Raw genomic sequence first — 16055 nt, forward strand, 5'->3', positions numbered from 1 at the left:
GTGGCACCTCCCGCCTCCCCTGCCGGGTGGGCGGGGAGGCGGGAGGTGCCACCGGGCCGGAGAGCTCCGGGCAGCCTTGAAGGCTATACCCGGGCTATGTGCTCCGTCCAGCGGCCGCCGCGATCCGGCGGTTCCCCCCGCCTCCGCCGTCAGCGGACGCGGACCGAGAGGCAGGTGACGCAGCCCTCGAGCTTCTCGAACTCCGAGACGTCCACGGTGAGGACGCGGTAGCCCAGGCTCCGCAGCAGCTCGGCGCTCCGGGGAGCGGAGGCGGCCATCAGGAGGGTGTCGTCGTCGAGGACGACCACGTGGGCGCCCGCCTCCTCGGGCATCGGCAGGAAGGAGGGGAACAGGCGCGGCTCGTCGACGACCGGCTCCCAGCCGATGACCGTGCCGTCGGGCAGCGCGGTCACGGCGCTCTTGAGGTGCAGCACCTTCGTCAGCGGGACCGCGACGACGTCGTACCCGCGGGGGCGGAGGATCGCGCGCAGCTGGGCTACCCCCGCCGCGTCGGTCCGGCCTCCGCGGCCGACGTAGACCGTCGATCCCACCTTGAGGACGTCGCCGCCGTCGAGCGTGCCCGGCTCCTCGATGCGGTCGACCGTCAGGCCGAGGGCGCGGACGGCCTCCTCGGCGCCCGCCGTCTCTCCGTGGCGGGACTCCGCTCCGGACCGGGCGATCACGGCGTGGTCGCCGAAGACGACGACCGCGTCCTCGAGGAAGACGGAGTCGGCGAGTCCGGGCGCCGGTGCGGCCTCGACCGTCTCCCAGCCGGCCCGCTCGAGCAGGTCGACGTACGCCTCCCACTGCTGCTGGGCGCGCTGCTGGTCGACGGGGACGCGCTCGAGGTGGGTGAGCTCGCCCGCCGAGAGGTCGGCGGCCGGGGCCCGGACGATCGCGATGCGGCGGTCGGTGACGACGGCGGCCGGAGCGCCCGTGGTGCGGAGGCGGTACCAGAGTGCGCGGCCGACGCTCGCCGCCGAGACGGTGAACGCGAGCAGGAAGACGAGGTTGAGTCCGGCGAAGGTCTGGAAGATGGAGGCCCAGACGGCGCCCGTGACGGCCTCGCCGGTGGCGCTGGCCTGGACGAGCGTGCCGAACACGGCTCCGACCACACCCGCGACGAGTCCCGCGAGGGCGGCGCTCCAGGTGCGTCCGAGCATCCCCGCGACGGCGAGGACGAGGACGACCACGAAGCCGAGCACGCTCGAGAGCAGGAAGTAGGCGTTGACCTGCGGGATGGAGCCGGGCTGCAGCTGGTTGCCGATGAAGAAGGCCAGCAGGTTGGCGAGGTGCGCCACGAGCGCGGTCGCCGCGGCGGCGAGCAGCGCGACGAGGATCCGGCGGCCCGTCCCGGGCGCGCGGTCCCGGTTCGGGGCGGTCGTGGAGGCGGCGGTCGGGGTGTCGGGAGTGGACGCGGGCGTCGAGTCGGAAGGCACCCGGCGACCCTACGCGCCCCCGCCCGCGCCTCGCCTGTCGATCCCCTAGCAGCCCCCTAAGAGCCACTCACCGCACCGCAGAGCGGTTTCAGCGGGAATCGCGTGCCAAGCGATTCCCGTGACCGGCGACGCCCCCACTCCATGGAAAGCCTCACGTCGTGGCACCGACCACGCCCCGCCGCGCGAGGAGCGGCCGGGAAACCGCCCACCGCAAGGCAGAGCCGACTCAGCGGGAATCGCGTGCCAAGCGATTCCCGCGACCGGCGACGCACCCCGCTCTACGGAACGCACCCCGTCGCGAAGCCGACCGCGCCCCGCCGCGCAGGGAGCGGCGGGGAGATCGAACACCACTTCTTCCACCGAGTGACGGGCGCGGAGCGCCCGTCACTCAGTGGAAGAAGTGCCGCTCCCCCGTCGTGTACATCGTGACGCCGGCGCGGGCGGCCGCGTCGATGACCTCGGCGTCGCGGACGGACCCGCCGGGCTGGACGACGGCCTTCACGCCGGCGGCGAGGAGCACCTCGAGGCCGTCGGCGAAGGGGAAGAACGCGTCGGAGGCGGCGACGGAGCCGGGGGCGCGGTCGCCGGCGCGGGTGACGGCGAGGTGGCAGGAGTCGACGCGGTTGACCTGGCCCATGCCGACGCCGACGGAGGCGCCGCCCTTGGCGAGGAGGATCGCGTTCGACTTGACGGCGCGGCAGGCCTTCCACGCGAACTCGAGGTCGAGCATCGTGTCGGCGTCGGCGGGCTCGCCGGCGACGAGCTGCCAGCCGGAGCTGACCTCGCCGGGGCCGCCGGTGAAGCGGTCCGGCTCCTGCAGCAGCAGGCCGCCGGAGATCTGCTTGAACTCGCGCTCGACGGGGGCGTAGAAGTCGGGGAGCTGCAGCAGGCGCAGGTTCTTCTTGGTCTTCAGCACCTCGAGCGCCTCGGGCTCGTAGCCGGGGGCGACGAGCACCTCGGTGAAGATCTCCTTCACCGTCTCGGCCATGGCGAGGGTGACGGGCCGGTTCGCGGCGATGACGCCGCCGAAGGCCGACACCGGGTCGCACTCGTGGGCGCGGCGGTGGGCGGAGGCGATGGGGTCGATCGCCTTCGAGCTCGCGATCGCGATGCCGCACGGGTTCGCGTGCTTGATGATCGCGACGGCGGGCAGTACGAAGTCGTACGCCGCGCGGACGGCCGCGTCGGCGTCGACGTAGTTGTTGTAGGACATCTCCTTGCCGTGCAGCTGCGTCGCCTGCGCGATGCCGGTGCCGTCGGGCGAGACGTAGAGGGCCGCCTTCTGGTGCGAGTTCTCGCCGTAGCGGAGGACCTGCTGCAGGGTCCCGCGGATCTCGACCGAGCCCTCGACGCCCTCGGCCGCCTCCTGCCCGGCGAACCAGGCGGCGACGGCGGAGTCGTAGGAGGCGGTGTGCGCGAAGGCGCGGGCCGCCAGGGTGCGGCGCGCGGCGAGCGTCGTGCCGCCGTCGGCGAGGGCGGTCGCGATCCCGGAGTAGTCGGCCGGATCGACGACGATCGCGACGTTCGCGTGGTTCTTCGCGGAGGCGCGGACGAGGGCCGGGCCCCCGATGTCGATGTTCTCGACCACGGTCGCCGCGTCGGCGCCGCCGGCGACGGTCTCGCGGAACGGGTACAGGTTCACCACGACCAGCTCGAACGCGGCGATGTCGAGCTGCTCCAGCTGCTCGCGGTGCGAGGCGAGCCTCAGGTCGGCGAGGATGCCCGCGTGCACGGCCGGGTGCAGCGTCTTCACGCGGCCGTCGAGCGACTCCGGGAACCCGGTGACGGCCGAGACGTCGGTGACCTCGTGGCCGGCGCCGCGGAGGGTCGCTGCGGTCGAGCCGGTGGAGACGAGCTCGACGCCGGCCGCGGCGAGCGCCGCTCCGAGCTCGAGCAGGCCGGTCTTGTCGCTGACCGAGATCAGCGCCCGGCGGACGGGGACCCGGTCGCGGTCGTCGTAGCTGCTGGGGTCGTGGGCGGTGATGCTCATGCGCGGGCGAGCTCCTCGAGGTCGACGGTTCCGTGGGCGATGTCGAGCACCGTCTGCACCAGCAGGCGACGCTCGATGGTCTTGATGCGCTCGTGCAGCGCGTCCTCGCTCTCGCCGGGGAGCACGGCGAGGCTCTCCTGGGCGATGACGGGGCCCGTGTCGACGCCGGTGTCGATCACGTGCACGGTGACGCCGGTCTCGGTCGCGCCGGCGGCGAGGGCGTCGCGGACGGCGTGGGCGCCGGGGAAGAGGGGCAGCAGGGCGGGATGCGTGTTGATCATCCGCGGGCTGAGCGCGTCCACCACCACGGGCGGCAGGATGCGCATGAAGCCCGCGCAGACGACGAGGTCGGGCTCCCACTCCCGGATGCGCCCGAGCAGGGCGGCGCCCCACTCGTCGCGGGAGGAGAAGTCGCACGGCGCGACCGTGAAGGCGGGGACTCCGCGCTCCTCGGCGTGGCGGAAGCCCTCGGCGTCGGTGTCGCTGCCGACCGCGACGATGCGGGCGGGGAAGCCCTCGTCGCCGGCGGCGTCCAGCAGGGCGCGGAGGTTCGATCCGCCGCCGGAGAGGAGCACGACCAACTTCAGCACTGCGCAAGTCTAGGGGGACGCCTCCGCCGGCGTCAGCCGCGTCGGCTGCGGCCCGCGGCGAGGCCCAGGCCCGCGGCCAGCGCGAGCTCGAGGACGGCGACCGCCCCGACGACGAGCGGGTCCGGGCCCACCTGGGCGAGCCGCCCGGGCCCGGCGGCGCCCGCCGAGAACCAGGCGAGGAGCCCGAGCAGCAGGCCGCCGACCACGCCGATCCCGCCGGCCGCGGCCGCGCCCCAGTGCAGCAGCGAGCGTCCGTCGAGCGCCTCGATCACGCCGCGCCGCAGCCGCCATCCCGCGGTGAACCCGGCGAGCAGCGGCACGAGCAGTCCGAGGAATCCGAAGGCCGAGTCCCCTGCGGGCAGTGCGGCGAGGACCGGGATCGACGGGATCGGTCCGAGCAGCGTTCCGGCCGCGCTCACGGAGGAGCCGGTGCCGAGGGCGAAGCCCGGGCCGATCAGCCAGCTCGCCGCCCAGATCACCAGGTTCGGGAGGAACGCGAGCTGTCCGAGAGTGAGGGCCAGGCCGCCGAGCGCCTCGGCGCCGAGGCTCTCGTAGAGCGCGACGACCGAGGTGTAGTGCACGACCAGCAGCACGGCGACGAGCACCGCCGCGACTCCGACCACGCCGGCCGCGGCGAGCGCTCCCCCGCGCAGCGACGCGAGGACGAGCCCGGGCCCCGGCGCGGGGACGCGGTCGAGCGCGGAGGCGGCCAGCTCGCCGAGGGGGTCGGCCTCGTCGCTGCGGGCGGAGTGGAGTGCTGCTCCGACGAGCACCCCCAGCGCGAAGACGAGCGGCGGCAGCAGCGTCCCCTGCAGGGGATCGACGGTGGCGGCCGGGTCCGCGGATCCGAGCGAGACCAGGAGCGCGATCGCCAGGTAGGTCGCGATCGCGATGAGGACGCCGATGGCCCGGAACGGCGACTCCTGGGCGCGGCGGCCGGTGCGCGCGCCGAGCAGCACGGTGAGGAGCGCGAAGGCCAGCGGAGCGATCGTCACCGGGAAGGCGCCCGCGCCTCCGGGCAGCGCGACGGCGAGTGCGGAGTCGGGGGCCAGCGCCGCCTGCAGGTCGGCCCCGTGGCCGAGCAGCCAGGCGTCGGCGGCGACCCGCCAGAACACGCCGAAGTCGACCGTCGTGTCGTACTGCACGGCCCAGAGGACGGTCAGCGGGACGAGCGGGATCGCGATCCCGATCAGCGCCGACAGCGCGGCGTCGAAGGCGGCGAGGAGGGCGACGGTGATCCGGTTCATGGGCCTGACGAGCCTAGCGGCGGCGCGCTCGGAGGCGGGTCAGGGGCGCGCCGCCCGGCCCTCTAGTGTCGGAGCCATGACGGGGACCTCGGACGCACGGACGGAGCGCGGCCTGGACCGCCTCGTGAACTTCTCCGACGCCGTCGTCGCCATCGCCATCACGTTCCTCGTCCTCCCCCTGGTCGACGTGGTCGAGGAGGGCCGCGCGGCCGATCTGGGGTCCCTCCTCACCGGGCACTACGGCACCCTCTCCGCCTTCTTCATCACGTTTGCCGTGATCGGGCGGCTCTGGGCGGTCCACCACTCCGTCTTCGAGGGCGTGGCCCGGTACTCGCCCGCGCTCGTCGTCGCGAACTTCGTCTGGCTGGCCGCGGTCGTCCTGCTCCCCTTCGCGGCGAACCTGATCTCGAACGTGCTCGACACCGACGGCAGCGTCATCGCGCTCTACATCGGCACGATGATCGCGGCGAGCGCGGCGACCCTCGCGATGCAGCTCATCGTGCGCCGCGACCCGGATCTCCTGGCCCTGGGGGCGGAACCGCGGCGCTCCCTCTCGAGGTCGCTGATCGTGATCAGCGTCCTCCTCGCGGCCCTCGTGCTCGCCGTCGCCGTGCCGGCCGTCAACATGTTCGCGCTCCTGCTGCTCCTGCTCTCGGGTCCGATCGAGCGCCTGGTGCACCGCGGTCGCCCCGGAGGACGAGCGGCCCACCGCCGGACGGAGCGCGGGCTCGACCGGCTCGTCAACTTCTCGGACGCGACCGCCGCCATCGCCATCACCGTCCTCGTCCTGCCGCTGGTGCAGCTGGCTCCCGAGGTCGCCCGGGAGGGCGGCGGAGTCCCGGCGCTGCTCGCGGAGCACCTGGACTCGGTCCTCGCCTTCGCGCTCTCCTTCGCGGTCATCGCCGTCTTCTGGATCCCCCACCACCGCGTCTTCGAGATCGCCGGGGACTACGACGGCGCCCTGGTGTGGCTGGACCTGCTCTGGCTGGCCGCGCTGGCGTTCTTCCCGTTCTCGACGAGCGCGCTGGCGCTGTTCCCGGACTCCCGGGCGACGATCGGGCTCTACATCGGCACGATGGCCGCGATGAGCGGGGCGCTGGTCCTGATCGAGCTGCGCCTCTCCCGGCACCCGGAGCTCAGGCGGCCCGGCGCAGGGCCCCTGCCGCTCGCGCCCGCCCTGCTGCCCTTCGCGCTGCTCCTCGTCGCACTGGCGCTGGCGCTGCTGATCCCGTCGGTCGGGCTCTGGTGGCTGCTCCTGCTCCTGCTGCAGAGGCCCGTCCGGGCACTGCTCGCGCGGCGCTGATCCTCAAGCGCCGGGCGTCCAGCTGAGGGGCGATGCGCTCGGCGACGGCGCGCAGGATGCGCCGGTGCGACTCCACCCCGCCGACCGCCGGGAGCGTCACCGTGAGCGCGTCCGCCTCCGCGAGCGCCGGATCCGCGGCGAGCGACGCGACGATCCGCTCCGGGCTCCCGACGTGGAGGGGGCTGAAGCGCATCGGGGCGGCGATGATCGACCGGTCGGCCGTGCGGGGGCGGCCCTCGTCGTCCATCCGCGCGAGGTAGCCCTCGATGAAGGGGCGGTGCGCCTCCTCGTCGGCGGCGTCGAGCAGCGGCAGCACGATGCGGCCCGCCGTCACCCTCGACGTGCGCCCCGGGTGCGCGGCGGAGAAGGCCTTGCGGTAGGCGCGGATCTGCACCGCCTGCTGCTCGGCGAACGGCAGGCCCGTCTCCTCCGTGTTGAGCGTGGACACCTGCAGGTGCATGCCCTGCTCGCCTGCCCGGACCGCGGAGGACACCGTTCCCGCCCCGTACCAGAGCCGGTCGGCGAGGCCGGGCGCGTGCGGCTGCTGAACCAGCGGAGCGCCGACCGGGACCGACATCAGGGCCGACTCCGCGACGCCGAGCACGGCGCCCGAGAGCGCCTCGCGGAGTCGCGCGATGCGCTCCTGCGCCTCCTCGCGGAAGTCGCGCTCGGCCTGCCCGAACACCCCGTCGAAGACGGAGGCGAGATGCGCGAAGCCGCTGCTGACGCCGAGGTCGAGGCGTCCGCCCGAGAGCAGGTCCACGGTCGCGGCGTCCTCGGCGAGGCGCACGGGCGACTCGTAGCGGGCGCCGATGACCGCGGTCCCGAGGCGGAGGCGGCGGGTCCGCTGGGAGGCGGCCGCGAAGAAGGTCATCGGAGATGCGAGGTAGCGCTCGAAGTGCCGCACGCGGACCCAGCCGGTGCCGTAGCCGAGCTCCTCGGCGAGCTCGAGCAGAGCGAGCCCGTCCTCGAGGCTCCGCGCGGCGTCGCCGGGCTGCTCGGGGCCCTTCGGGTACGGCACGAAGGTCAGCAGGTCGAGTCCGAGGCGGCGGGTCACTCTGCGACGCTACTCCGGCCGGACCCGCCCCGACGACGGAACGGACGGCGCCGCCCGCCGGAGCAGGGGCACCGTCCGTTCCGACGGTGGTGCGGGGAGGACGGGCGCTAGAGCGCCGCGTAGACCTCGCGGAGCAGGGCGGCCGTCTCGGACGGCGTCTTGCCGACCTTCACGCCCGCGGCCTCGAGGGCCTCCTTCTTGGCCTGCGCGGTCCCGGCCGAGCCGGAGACGATGGCGCCGGCATGGCCCATCGTCTTGCCCTCGGGGGCGGTGAAGCCCGCGACGTAGCCGACGACGGGCTTCGTGACGTTCGCCTTGATGAAGTCCGCGGCGCGCTCCTCGGCGTCGCCGCCGATCTCGCCGATCATCACGATCGCCTTCGTCTCGGGGTCGGCCTCGAACGCGGCGAGCGCGTCGATGTGGGTCGTGCCGATGATCGGGTCGCCGCCGATGCCGATGGCGGTCGAGAAGCCCAGGTCGCGCAGCTCGTACATCATCTGGTAGGTCAGGGTGCCCGACTTCGAGACGAGGCCGATCGGGCCCTTGCCGGTGATCGTCGCGGGGGTGATGCCCACGAGCGACTCGCCCGGCGTGATGATGCCGGGGCAGTTGGGGCCGATGATCCGCGTCTTGTTCCCCTTCTCCTGCGCGTACGCCCAGAACTCCGCGGAGTCCTGCACCGGGATGCCCTCGGTGATGACGACGAGGAGGCCGATCTCGGCGTCGATCGCCTCGATGACGGCGTCCTTCGAGAAGGCGGGCGGCACGAACGCGATGGAGACGTCGGCGCCGGTGGCCTCCATCGCCTCCTTCACGGTGCCGAAGACGGGGAGCTCGACGTCGCCGTGGGTGACGGTCGTGCCGGCCTTGCGGGCGTTGACGCCGCCGACCACGTTCGTGCCGGCCTTGAGCATCAGCGCGGTGTGCTTGGTGCCCTCGCCGCCGGTGATGCCCTGGACGATGACCTTGGAGTCCTTGGTGAGGAAGATCGACATGCTTGTTCTCTGATTCCTTGAGTCGTCGGGTCCGTTACGCGGCGGCGAGTTCGGCGGCCTTGTCGGCGCCCTCGTCCATGGTCGCGGCGAGCGTGATGAGCGGGTTGGCGGCGGCCTGGAGGATCGCGCGGCCCTCCTCGACCTTGTTGCCGTCGAGGCGGACGACGAGCGGCTTCGTGGCCGAGTCGCCGAGGATCTCGAGCGCCTGGAGGATGCCGTTGGCGACCGCGTCGCACGCGGTGATGCCGCCGAAGACGTTGACGAAGACGCTCTTGACCTGCTCGTCGCCGAGGATCACGTCGAGGCCGTTCGCCATCACCTGGGCGGAGGCTCCGCCGCCGATGTCGAGGAAGTTGGCCGGCTTCACGCCGTTGTGCCTCTCTCCGGCGTAGGCGACGACGTCGAGGGTCGACATGACCAGGCCCGCGCCGTTGCCGATGATGCCGACCTCGCCGTCGAGCTTCACGTAGTTGAGGTCGTTCTCCTTGGCCTTCGCCTCGAGCGGGTCGGCGGCGTCCTTGTCCTCGAGCGCGGCGTGGTCCGCGTGGCGGAAGCCGGCGTTCTCGTCGAGCGAGACCTTGCCGTCGAGCGCGACGATGTCGCCCTCCTCGGTGAGCACGAGCGGGTTCACCTCGACGAGCGTGGCGTCCTCGCCGGTGTAGACGTCGTAGAGCTTCACCAGGACGGGCGCGACCTTGGCGATCAGCTCCTCCGGGAACTTCGCCGCGCGGGCGATCTCCTCGGCCTTGGCCTGGTCGATGCCCTGGCCGGGGACGACCTCGACGCGCGCGAGGGCGTCGGGGCGCTCGACGGCGAGCTGCTCGATCTCCATGCCGCCCTCGTAGGAGGTGAGCGAGAGGTAGGAGCGGTTGGCCCGGTCCAGCAGCACCGAGAAGTAGAACTCGCGGTCGATCCGCGCACCGCCGGCGACCATGACGCGCTTGACGACGTGGCCCTTGATGTCGAGGCCGAGGATCGACTGCGCCGCGGCGAAAGCGTCCTCGGGGGTCTTCGCGACCTTCACGCCGCCCGCCTTGCCGCGGCCGCCGATCTTGACCTGCGCCTTGACGACGGTGACGCCGCCCAGCTTCTCCGCCGCGGCGCGCACCTCCTCCGGCGTGTCGGCGACGATGCCCGGGAGCACGGGGACGCCGTACTTCTCGAACAGATCACGGGCCTGGTATTCGAAGAGATCCACGCTGCATTCCCATTCCGCGCCGAGCGCGCTTGCGTTTCGAGTTCGAGGTGGCCCGGACGACGCCGGAGTCTCGGCACTGTCCCTGGGCCGCGCCGAGTCTACTCCGCACCCGCCGGGGGCTTCCCGTGCGGTCGCTCCGCGCCCGCCGGACGCCCGCCGGGGGCACCGGCTCCTCCTCCGCCCGCCGCTCCCGCGTAGCGTGGAGCCATGTCGTCGGCCTCCCGCACCCCGGACGTCTTCCGCGAGGGCGTGTTCCTGCTGGCGGGCGCGCGCGCGATCCTCCTCCAGATCGCGCACCCGGCGGTCGGGCAGGGCGTCGCCGACCACTCCGACTTCGTGCACCGGGCCGTGAACCGCCTGCACGGGACGCTCTCCTACCTCTACGTCCTGCACTACGGCACTCCCGAGGACGTGCGCGCCGTCCGCCGCCGCGTGAACAGGGCGCACGTGCCCGTGCGCGGCCCCGGCTACACGGCCTTCGACCCGGACCTGCAGCGCTGGGTCGCGGCGACGCTCACCCAGTCGATGCTGCAGCTCTACGAGGGCGCCTTCGGTGCGCTGAGCGAGGAGGAGGCGGACGACATCGTGCGCCGCTCCGTCGTCGTCGGCGCGGCCCTGCAGATGCCCGCGGACCTCTGGCCCGACTCCCGCACCGCGTTCGACGCCTACTGGGAGCGGGAGGTGGAGCGCCTCGACGTCACGCCCGCCGCCCGCCGCGTCGCCCACGACCTGCTGGGCCCGAGCATCGCCGCCTGGTACCTGCGCCCGCTCGGCCCCTACCTCCGCCTGATCACCGCCGGCCTGCTCCCGGCGGCGCTCCGCGAGCCCTTCGGCTTCCACTGGACCGCGCGGCAGGAGGCGCGGTTCGAGCGGGCGCTCTCGCGCACCTTCGCCGTCTACCGCCTCCTGCCCGCGATCGTGAGGACGGCGCCCAGCCGCTACTACCTCGCCCGGGTCCGTCGCGACGCTCAGAAGCCGGCCACGACCTCCCAGCCCGCGTAGGCGGCGAGCTCCAGCCCGAGCGCCTGCGCGGCCGCGCGCGCCTCGTCGATCCCGCGCTCGTCGCGCACGTCGACGGTGACCGGCACGCTGTCGCCGAACCCCGCGATCTCGACCCGCGCGCTCGTCGGACCGCTGTAGAGCGGAACGTGCGCGTCCGCGGTCCGCGCGCCGACCACTCGCGAGCCGGTCGCCTCCGCGATCACCGCGAGGGCGAACGGAGCCGTCACCACCGCGTCCGTGTAGAGCGTCGCCTCGCCGCGCATCGCGCCTCCCGTCGTCCGACCCGCGGGACCGGGCCGCAGCAGTCCGACTGTAGGCAGCCGCCCGCGCCTCCCGCACCCCCTTCCGCTCGGCGCCGGGATGCGCACTCCCCGCCCGTCCGTGCTGAACATCCGATGCGGATCGCTCGACGCGGCCTCTCGGCGGATCTACGGTGAAGCACCCGGCATCCGCCGCGGCGGTCAACGACGACTGGAGCCTTGATGAGCATCACCGAACCCCGCACGGCCGAGGCCCCCGCCGCTCCCCCGCCCGCCGCCGGCTTCGGCACCCTCTCCGTCGCGGCCATCCTGGCGGAGGCGGCGCGGCGCACCCCTGACACGATCGCCATCCGCGTCGGCGAGCAGGCCGTCGACTACGCGACCCTCTGGCGGCAGACCCGTGCCTACGCCGGAGCCCTGCGCGCCCAGGGGATCCGACCGGGCGACCGCGTGGCCCTGCTCGTCCCGAACGTCCCCGACTTCCCCCGCGGCTACTTCGCCGTCCTCGCGCTCGGCGCCGTGGTGGTCCCCGTGCACGCCCTGCTCAAGCACGACGAGATCGCCTACGTCCTCCGCGACTCCGGAGCCGTCGCGCTCGTGTGCGCCGCTCCGCTGCTCGCCGAGGGGGCCGCCGGAGCGGACCTCGCCGACGTTCCCGTGCTCAGCGTGATGGTGCCCGACGGCACCGCCTCGCCCCTCCCGCGCCTGGAGGACCTCGCCGCGGAGGCGACCCCGATCGACGGCTACGTGCCCCGCTCCCCCTCCGACACGGCGACGATCCTCTACACCAGCGGCACCACCGGCCGCCCGAAGGGGGCGGAGGGGACGCACTTCGCGATCGTCTCGCAGTCGGACGTCCTGCTGATGAACACCTTCGACCTGCACCGCGGCGACGTGGTGCTCGGGGCGCTGCCGCTCTTCCACACCTTCGGGCAGGTCTGCGCGATGAACACGGCCTTCCGCACCGCCGCGACGGTCGTCCTGGTGCCGAAGTTCGACGGCGACGCCGCGCTCGAGGCGATGATCGCCCACGGCTGCACGGTCTTCGAGGGCGTGCCCACGATGTACGTCGCCCTGCTCGACGCCGCGACCCGGCGCGAGGACCGGCCGCCGCTGCGCTACGCGGTCTCGGGAGGCGCCGCGCTGCCCGTCGCCGTGATCGAGCGCTTCCGCGAGGTGTTCGGCGTCGAGATCTACGAGGGCTACGGGCTCACCGAGACCTCCCCGGTCGCCACCTTCAACCACGTCGGAGTCCCGCCGCGGCCGGGCACGGTCGGCACGCCGATCTGGGGCGTCGAGGTCGAGGTCGCCCGCCCCGACGTGACCGACCGCGTCGAGCTGCTCCCCCGGGGCGAGCTCGGCGAGATCGTGGTGCGCGGGCACAACCTGATGAAGGGGTACCTCGGCAATCCGGCGGCGACCTCGGAGGCGGTGATCGACGGCTGGTTCCGCACCGGCGACCTGGGCACGAAGGACGAGGAGGACTACGTCCGCATCCTCGACCGCACGAAGGACATGATCATCCGCAACGGCTACAACGTGTACCCGCGCGAGGTCGAGGAGGTGCTGATCGGGCACCCGGCCGTGCAGAACGCAGCGGTCTTCGGGATCCCGGACGAGCGCCACGGCCAGGAGGTGATGGCCGCGGTGATCCTCGCCCCGTCGGCGACCGCCACCGCGGAGGAGCTGATCGCCTACGCGAACGAGCACCTCGCCGCCTTCAAGTTCCCCCGCCGCGTCGAGTTCGTCGACGCCCTCCCGCTCGGGCCCAGCGGCAAGATCCTCAAGCGGGAGCTCGTCGCGCGCTACGCCGGCTGACCACTTCCGCGAGATGCCGCTCGGGTGAGCCCGCCACGGCGTACCTCCCACTCGAGTGGAATCTCGCGGACGGCGACCAGAGGGCACACGGGAAGGGACGGACGTCAGCCGAGCAGGGACCAGACGGTCCCGGCGAGGACGGTGCCGACGGCGGCGCCCGCGAGGACCTGGGCGGGGGTGTGCGCGCCGAGGCGCACCCGCGACCAGAGCACCCAGAGGACGATGGGCACGCTGATCAGCAGGGAGAGCGGTCCGTAGGCGATCAGCACGACGACGGCGCAGGTGGCGACCACCGCCGCGTGCCCGGACAGCTTCCAGACCAGGTTGACCACGCCGACGGCGAGCACCACGGCCACCGTCACCACGCCGAACGTGGTCACCGCGGCAGGAGCGCCGAGCACGGCGAGCAGTACCAGGCCGGCCGCTATCGACACCAGCGCCAGCGCGATCGGCAGCGCCCGCTCGCGCCGGTCGGGCACGTGATGGTCGCCGTGGATCCGGCCGGTGCGCATCAGCAGACGGATGACGAGGTAGGGCACCACGCCGACGAAGAGCGCCGCGAGCGCTCCCCAGGCGACGCCCAGCAGGGGCGGATCCGCGACGCGCGCGCCGACCACGACCGGCACGAGCACCGCGAGGACCGCCGGGGAGAACGCCTCCGTCGCGAGCCGCGCGGCCGCCGATCCGGCCGCCACCGGACTAGATCTTCTCGATCGGCGCGACCTTGATCAGCAGCTTCTTCGCGCCCACCTGGTCGAAGAGCACGTGCGCGACGCGCTTCGAGCCCTCGCCCGTCACCGCGTTCACGCGCCCCTCACCGAAGTCGGTGTGCCGGATGCGGTCGCCCGGGATCAGCTCGAGGTCGCCGTTGTCGCGCACCATGCCGGTGATCCGGTTCGGGAACTCGCCCTTGGCCTTCGGCGCCGCGGCGAGCGCCTCCCGGAACTCGGTGTTCGATCGCGACTTGCCGAAGCCGGGCCGCTGAGCGTTCAGGGCCCGGGGCTGCGTGCCGCCGCGCGAGGTCGCCGCGCCGGGCGACTGGCGCCACTGGATCAGCTCTCCCGGGATCTCCTGCAGGAACCGGCTCGGCATCGCGACCGACGTCTCGCCGTACTGCGCGCGGGTCATCGCGAGCGAGAGGTAGAGGCGCTTGCGGGCCCGGGTGATCCCCACGTAGAACAGCCGCCGCTCCTCGGCCGGGCCGCCGGGCTCGTTCGCCGAGATGCGGTGCGGGAGCAGGTCCTCCTCGATGCCGGTGAGGAACACGGCGTCGTACTCGAGGCCCTTCGCCGTGTGCAGCGTCATCAGCGAGACGGTGCCGGAGTCGTCGTCGAGGTCGTCGGCCGCGGCGACCAGCGAGACCTCGGTGAGGAAGTCCACGAGCCCGCCGTCCGGGTTGTTGCGCGCGAACTCCTTGGTGACGGCGATGAGCTCGTCGACGTTCTCGGCGCGGGCCTCGTCCTGCGGGTCGCGGCTGGCGCGGAGCATGTCGAGGTAGCCGCTGCGGGTGAGGAGCGCCGTCAGCACCTCGTGCACCTTCGCCTCGCCGCCCTCCCGTGCGGGGTCGAGCATCAGCGCGCACTCGTCGAGGAGGGTCGCGAGGTCGACGATCGCCTTCGTCACCTTCGGGCCCATCCCGAGCGAGCCGGCGTTGCGCATCGCCTCCCGCAGGGTCACCGCGTTGGTGTCGGCGAACGACTGCAGCTGCGCCTCCGTCGCGGGGCCGATGCCCCGCTTCGGAGTGTTCATGATGCGCCGCAGCGCCAGCACGTCGGCCGGATTCGCCACCGTGATCAGGTACGCCAGGGCGTCCTTGATCTCGGCGCGCTCGTAGAACTTCGTGCCGCCCAGGATCCGGTAGGGCAGCGCGGAGCGGATGAAGATCTCCTCCAGCGCGCGGGTCTGCGCGTTGGTGCGGTAGAAGACCGCGATCTCGTCGTAGCCCGTGCCCGCCGCGTGCAGGCGGGCGATCTCGTCGACCACGAACTGCGCCTCGTCGTGACCCGAGTAACCGGTGTAGCCGACGATCTTCTCCCCGTCGCCGCTGGAGGACCAGAGGTTCTTCGCGCGACGGTCGAAGTTGTTCGAGATGACGGCGTTGGCCGCCGAGAGGATGTTCTGCGTCGAGCGGTAGTTCTGCTCGAGCAGGATCACGCGGCAGCCCGGGAAGTCGCGCTCGAACTCGACGATGTTGCGGATGTCGGCGCCGCGGAACGCGTAGATGGACTGGTCCGAGTCGCCGACGACGGTGAGCGAGGCCCCCGGGATGGAGCCGTCGGCCGTGACCGGTCCGCGGTAGGGGCGGTCGAACTGCGCCGCGGCCATCGTCGCCGGCGGCACGGGCCGGGTCAGCTCGTGGATCAGCGAGTACTGGGCGTGGTTCGTGTCCTGGTACTCGTCGACCAGCACGTGGCGGAAGCGCCGCTGGTACTTCGCGGCGACGTGCGGGAAGGCGCGGAAGAGGTAGACGGTCTGCGCGATCAGGTCGTCGAAGTCGAACGCGTTCGCCCCCTCGAGCGCCCGCGAGTAGGCCCGGAAGACCTGGAGGAACATCTCCTCGTTCGGGTCGCTGAGGTTCGCGGTGCGGGCGTAGGAGTCGACGTCGGCGAGCTCGTTCTTGAGCTTGGAGATCTTCGCGGAGGCGCTCGCGACGGTGATCCCGAGCGAGTCGGCCTCGAGGTCCTTCACGATGCGCTTGAGCAGGGCCCGCTGATCGCCCGAGTCGTAGATCGTGAACGACTTGGTCATGCCGAAGTTCTCGGCCTCGCGGCGCAGGATCCGCACGCACGCGGAGTGGAACGTCGAGATCCACATCCCCTCGGCGCTCTGCCCCACCAGCTTCTCGACGCGCTCGCGCATCTCGGCCGCGGCCTTGTTGGTGAACGTGATCGCGAGGATCTGGCTCGGCCAGGCCTCGCCGTTGCCCAGGAGGCTCGCGATGCGCCGGGTGAGGACGCTGGTCTTGCCCGAGCCCGCACCCGCGACGATGAGCAGCGCGTCTCCGCGGTACTCGACCGCCTCGCGCTGCTGGGGGTTCAGCCCCGCGACGAGCTGCTCGTGCGCCGGGTCGGTGCGGGGCGCGTCCCCGGGGCCGCCGGGGGGACCGACGATGACCGGGGTGGCGCGGGAGTCGCTCGGATCGAAGAGGAAGCTCAT

General features: G+C 73.0%; 12 protein-coding genes and 1 pseudogene. 3 read left to right on the top strand and 10 right to left on the bottom strand.

The features are described from left to right. Nucleotides 1-149: 149 nt before the first annotated feature. The 4 genes from ddaH to C5C54_RS15745 all read right to left on the bottom strand — a co-directional run bounded on the left by ddaH (nucleotide 150) and on the right by C5C54_RS15745 (nucleotide 5266). The gene (ddaH, locus tag C5C54_RS18470; RefSeq protein ID WP_104288759.1) at nucleotides 150-1439 is read right to left on the bottom strand and encodes a dimethylargininase; all 1290 of its coding nucleotides are present in this window, start codon (nucleotides 1437-1439) and stop codon (nucleotides 150-152) included. A 388-nt stretch (nucleotides 1440-1827) separates the two neighbouring features. Beyond that, nucleotides 1828-3429, bottom strand: a complete 1602-nt coding sequence (gene purH / locus C5C54_RS15735) for a bifunctional phosphoribosylaminoimidazolecarboxamide formyltransferase/IMP cyclohydrolase (RefSeq protein ID WP_104288760.1) — start codon at nucleotides 3427-3429, stop codon at nucleotides 1828-1830. Then, on the bottom strand, nucleotides 3426-4019 hold the full coding sequence (gene purN, locus C5C54_RS15740; RefSeq protein WP_104288761.1) for a phosphoribosylglycinamide formyltransferase: 594 nt from the start codon (nucleotides 4017-4019) through the stop codon (nucleotides 3426-3428). The genes purH and purN overlap by 4 nt, the downstream gene beginning before the upstream one ends. Nucleotides 4020-4051: 32 nt before the next feature. Continuing rightward, nucleotides 4052-5266: a DUF6350 family protein gene (locus tag C5C54_RS15745; protein ID WP_104288762.1), complete on the bottom strand. Its 1215-nt coding sequence runs from the start codon at nucleotides 5264-5266 to the stop codon at nucleotides 4052-4054. Between the two features lie 76 nt (nucleotides 5267-5342). Between C5C54_RS15745 and C5C54_RS15750 the strand changes: the two genes are divergently transcribed. Next, a complete protein-coding gene (locus C5C54_RS15750) occupies nucleotides 5343-6569 on the top strand; it encodes a TMEM175 family protein (RefSeq protein ID WP_181127917.1) in 1227 nt (408 codons plus the stop codon). 55 nt (nucleotides 6570-6624) lie between these two features. Here the strand turns inward: C5C54_RS15750 and C5C54_RS18410 are convergent. From C5C54_RS18410 to sucC, 3 genes and pseudogenes are all read right to left on the bottom strand, one after another. After that, nucleotides 6625-7626: pseudogene (locus tag C5C54_RS18410) on the bottom strand (LLM class flavin-dependent oxidoreductase); the annotation flags it as partial. Between the two features lie 107 nt (nucleotides 7627-7733). After that, on the bottom strand, nucleotides 7734-8621 hold the full coding sequence (gene sucD, locus C5C54_RS15760; RefSeq protein WP_104224929.1) for a succinate--CoA ligase subunit alpha: 888 nt from the start codon (nucleotides 8619-8621) through the stop codon (nucleotides 7734-7736). A 34-nt stretch (nucleotides 8622-8655) separates the two neighbouring features. After that, nucleotides 8656-9819: an ADP-forming succinate--CoA ligase subunit beta gene (sucC, locus tag C5C54_RS15765; protein ID WP_104224928.1), complete on the bottom strand. Its 1164-nt coding sequence runs from the start codon at nucleotides 9817-9819 to the stop codon at nucleotides 8656-8658. A gap of 207 nt (nucleotides 9820-10026) precedes the next feature. Between sucC and C5C54_RS15770 the strand changes: the two genes are divergently transcribed. Continuing rightward, nucleotides 10027-10821, top strand: coding sequence for an oxygenase MpaB family protein (locus tag C5C54_RS15770; protein ID WP_104288765.1), 795 nt, complete (start codon nucleotides 10027-10029; stop codon nucleotides 10819-10821). Here the strand turns inward: C5C54_RS15770 and C5C54_RS15775 are convergent. Then, nucleotides 10788-11084 carry a hypothetical protein gene (locus C5C54_RS15775; RefSeq protein WP_104224926.1) on the bottom strand — a complete coding sequence of 99 codons (297 nt, stop codon included), beginning with the start codon at nucleotides 11082-11084 and terminating at the stop codon, nucleotides 10788-10790. The genes C5C54_RS15770 and C5C54_RS15775 overlap by 34 nt on opposite strands. Before the next feature lie 219 nt (nucleotides 11085-11303). Between C5C54_RS15775 and C5C54_RS15780 the strand changes: the two genes are divergently transcribed. After that, nucleotides 11304-12899, top strand: coding sequence for a long-chain fatty acid--CoA ligase (locus C5C54_RS15780; RefSeq protein ID WP_104288766.1), 1596 nt, complete (start codon nucleotides 11304-11306; stop codon nucleotides 12897-12899). Between the two features lie 104 nt (nucleotides 12900-13003). On the opposite strand, the gene C5C54_RS15785 is transcribed toward C5C54_RS15780, so the two are convergent. Then, nucleotides 13004-13594: a phosphatase PAP2 family protein gene (locus C5C54_RS15785; RefSeq protein WP_104267785.1), complete on the bottom strand. Its 591-nt coding sequence runs from the start codon at nucleotides 13592-13594 to the stop codon at nucleotides 13004-13006. A 4-nt stretch (nucleotides 13595-13598) separates the two neighbouring features. Further along, nucleotides 13599-16055 (bottom strand): ATP-dependent helicase, encoded by a 2457-nt coding sequence (locus C5C54_RS15790; protein ID WP_104227300.1) that lies wholly within the window; start codon nucleotides 16053-16055, stop codon nucleotides 13599-13601.

It is taken from the genome of Rathayibacter sp. AY1F2 (assembly GCF_002930885.1).
Taxonomy (GTDB): Bacteria; Actinomycetota; Actinomycetes; order Actinomycetales; family Microbacteriaceae; genus Rathayibacter.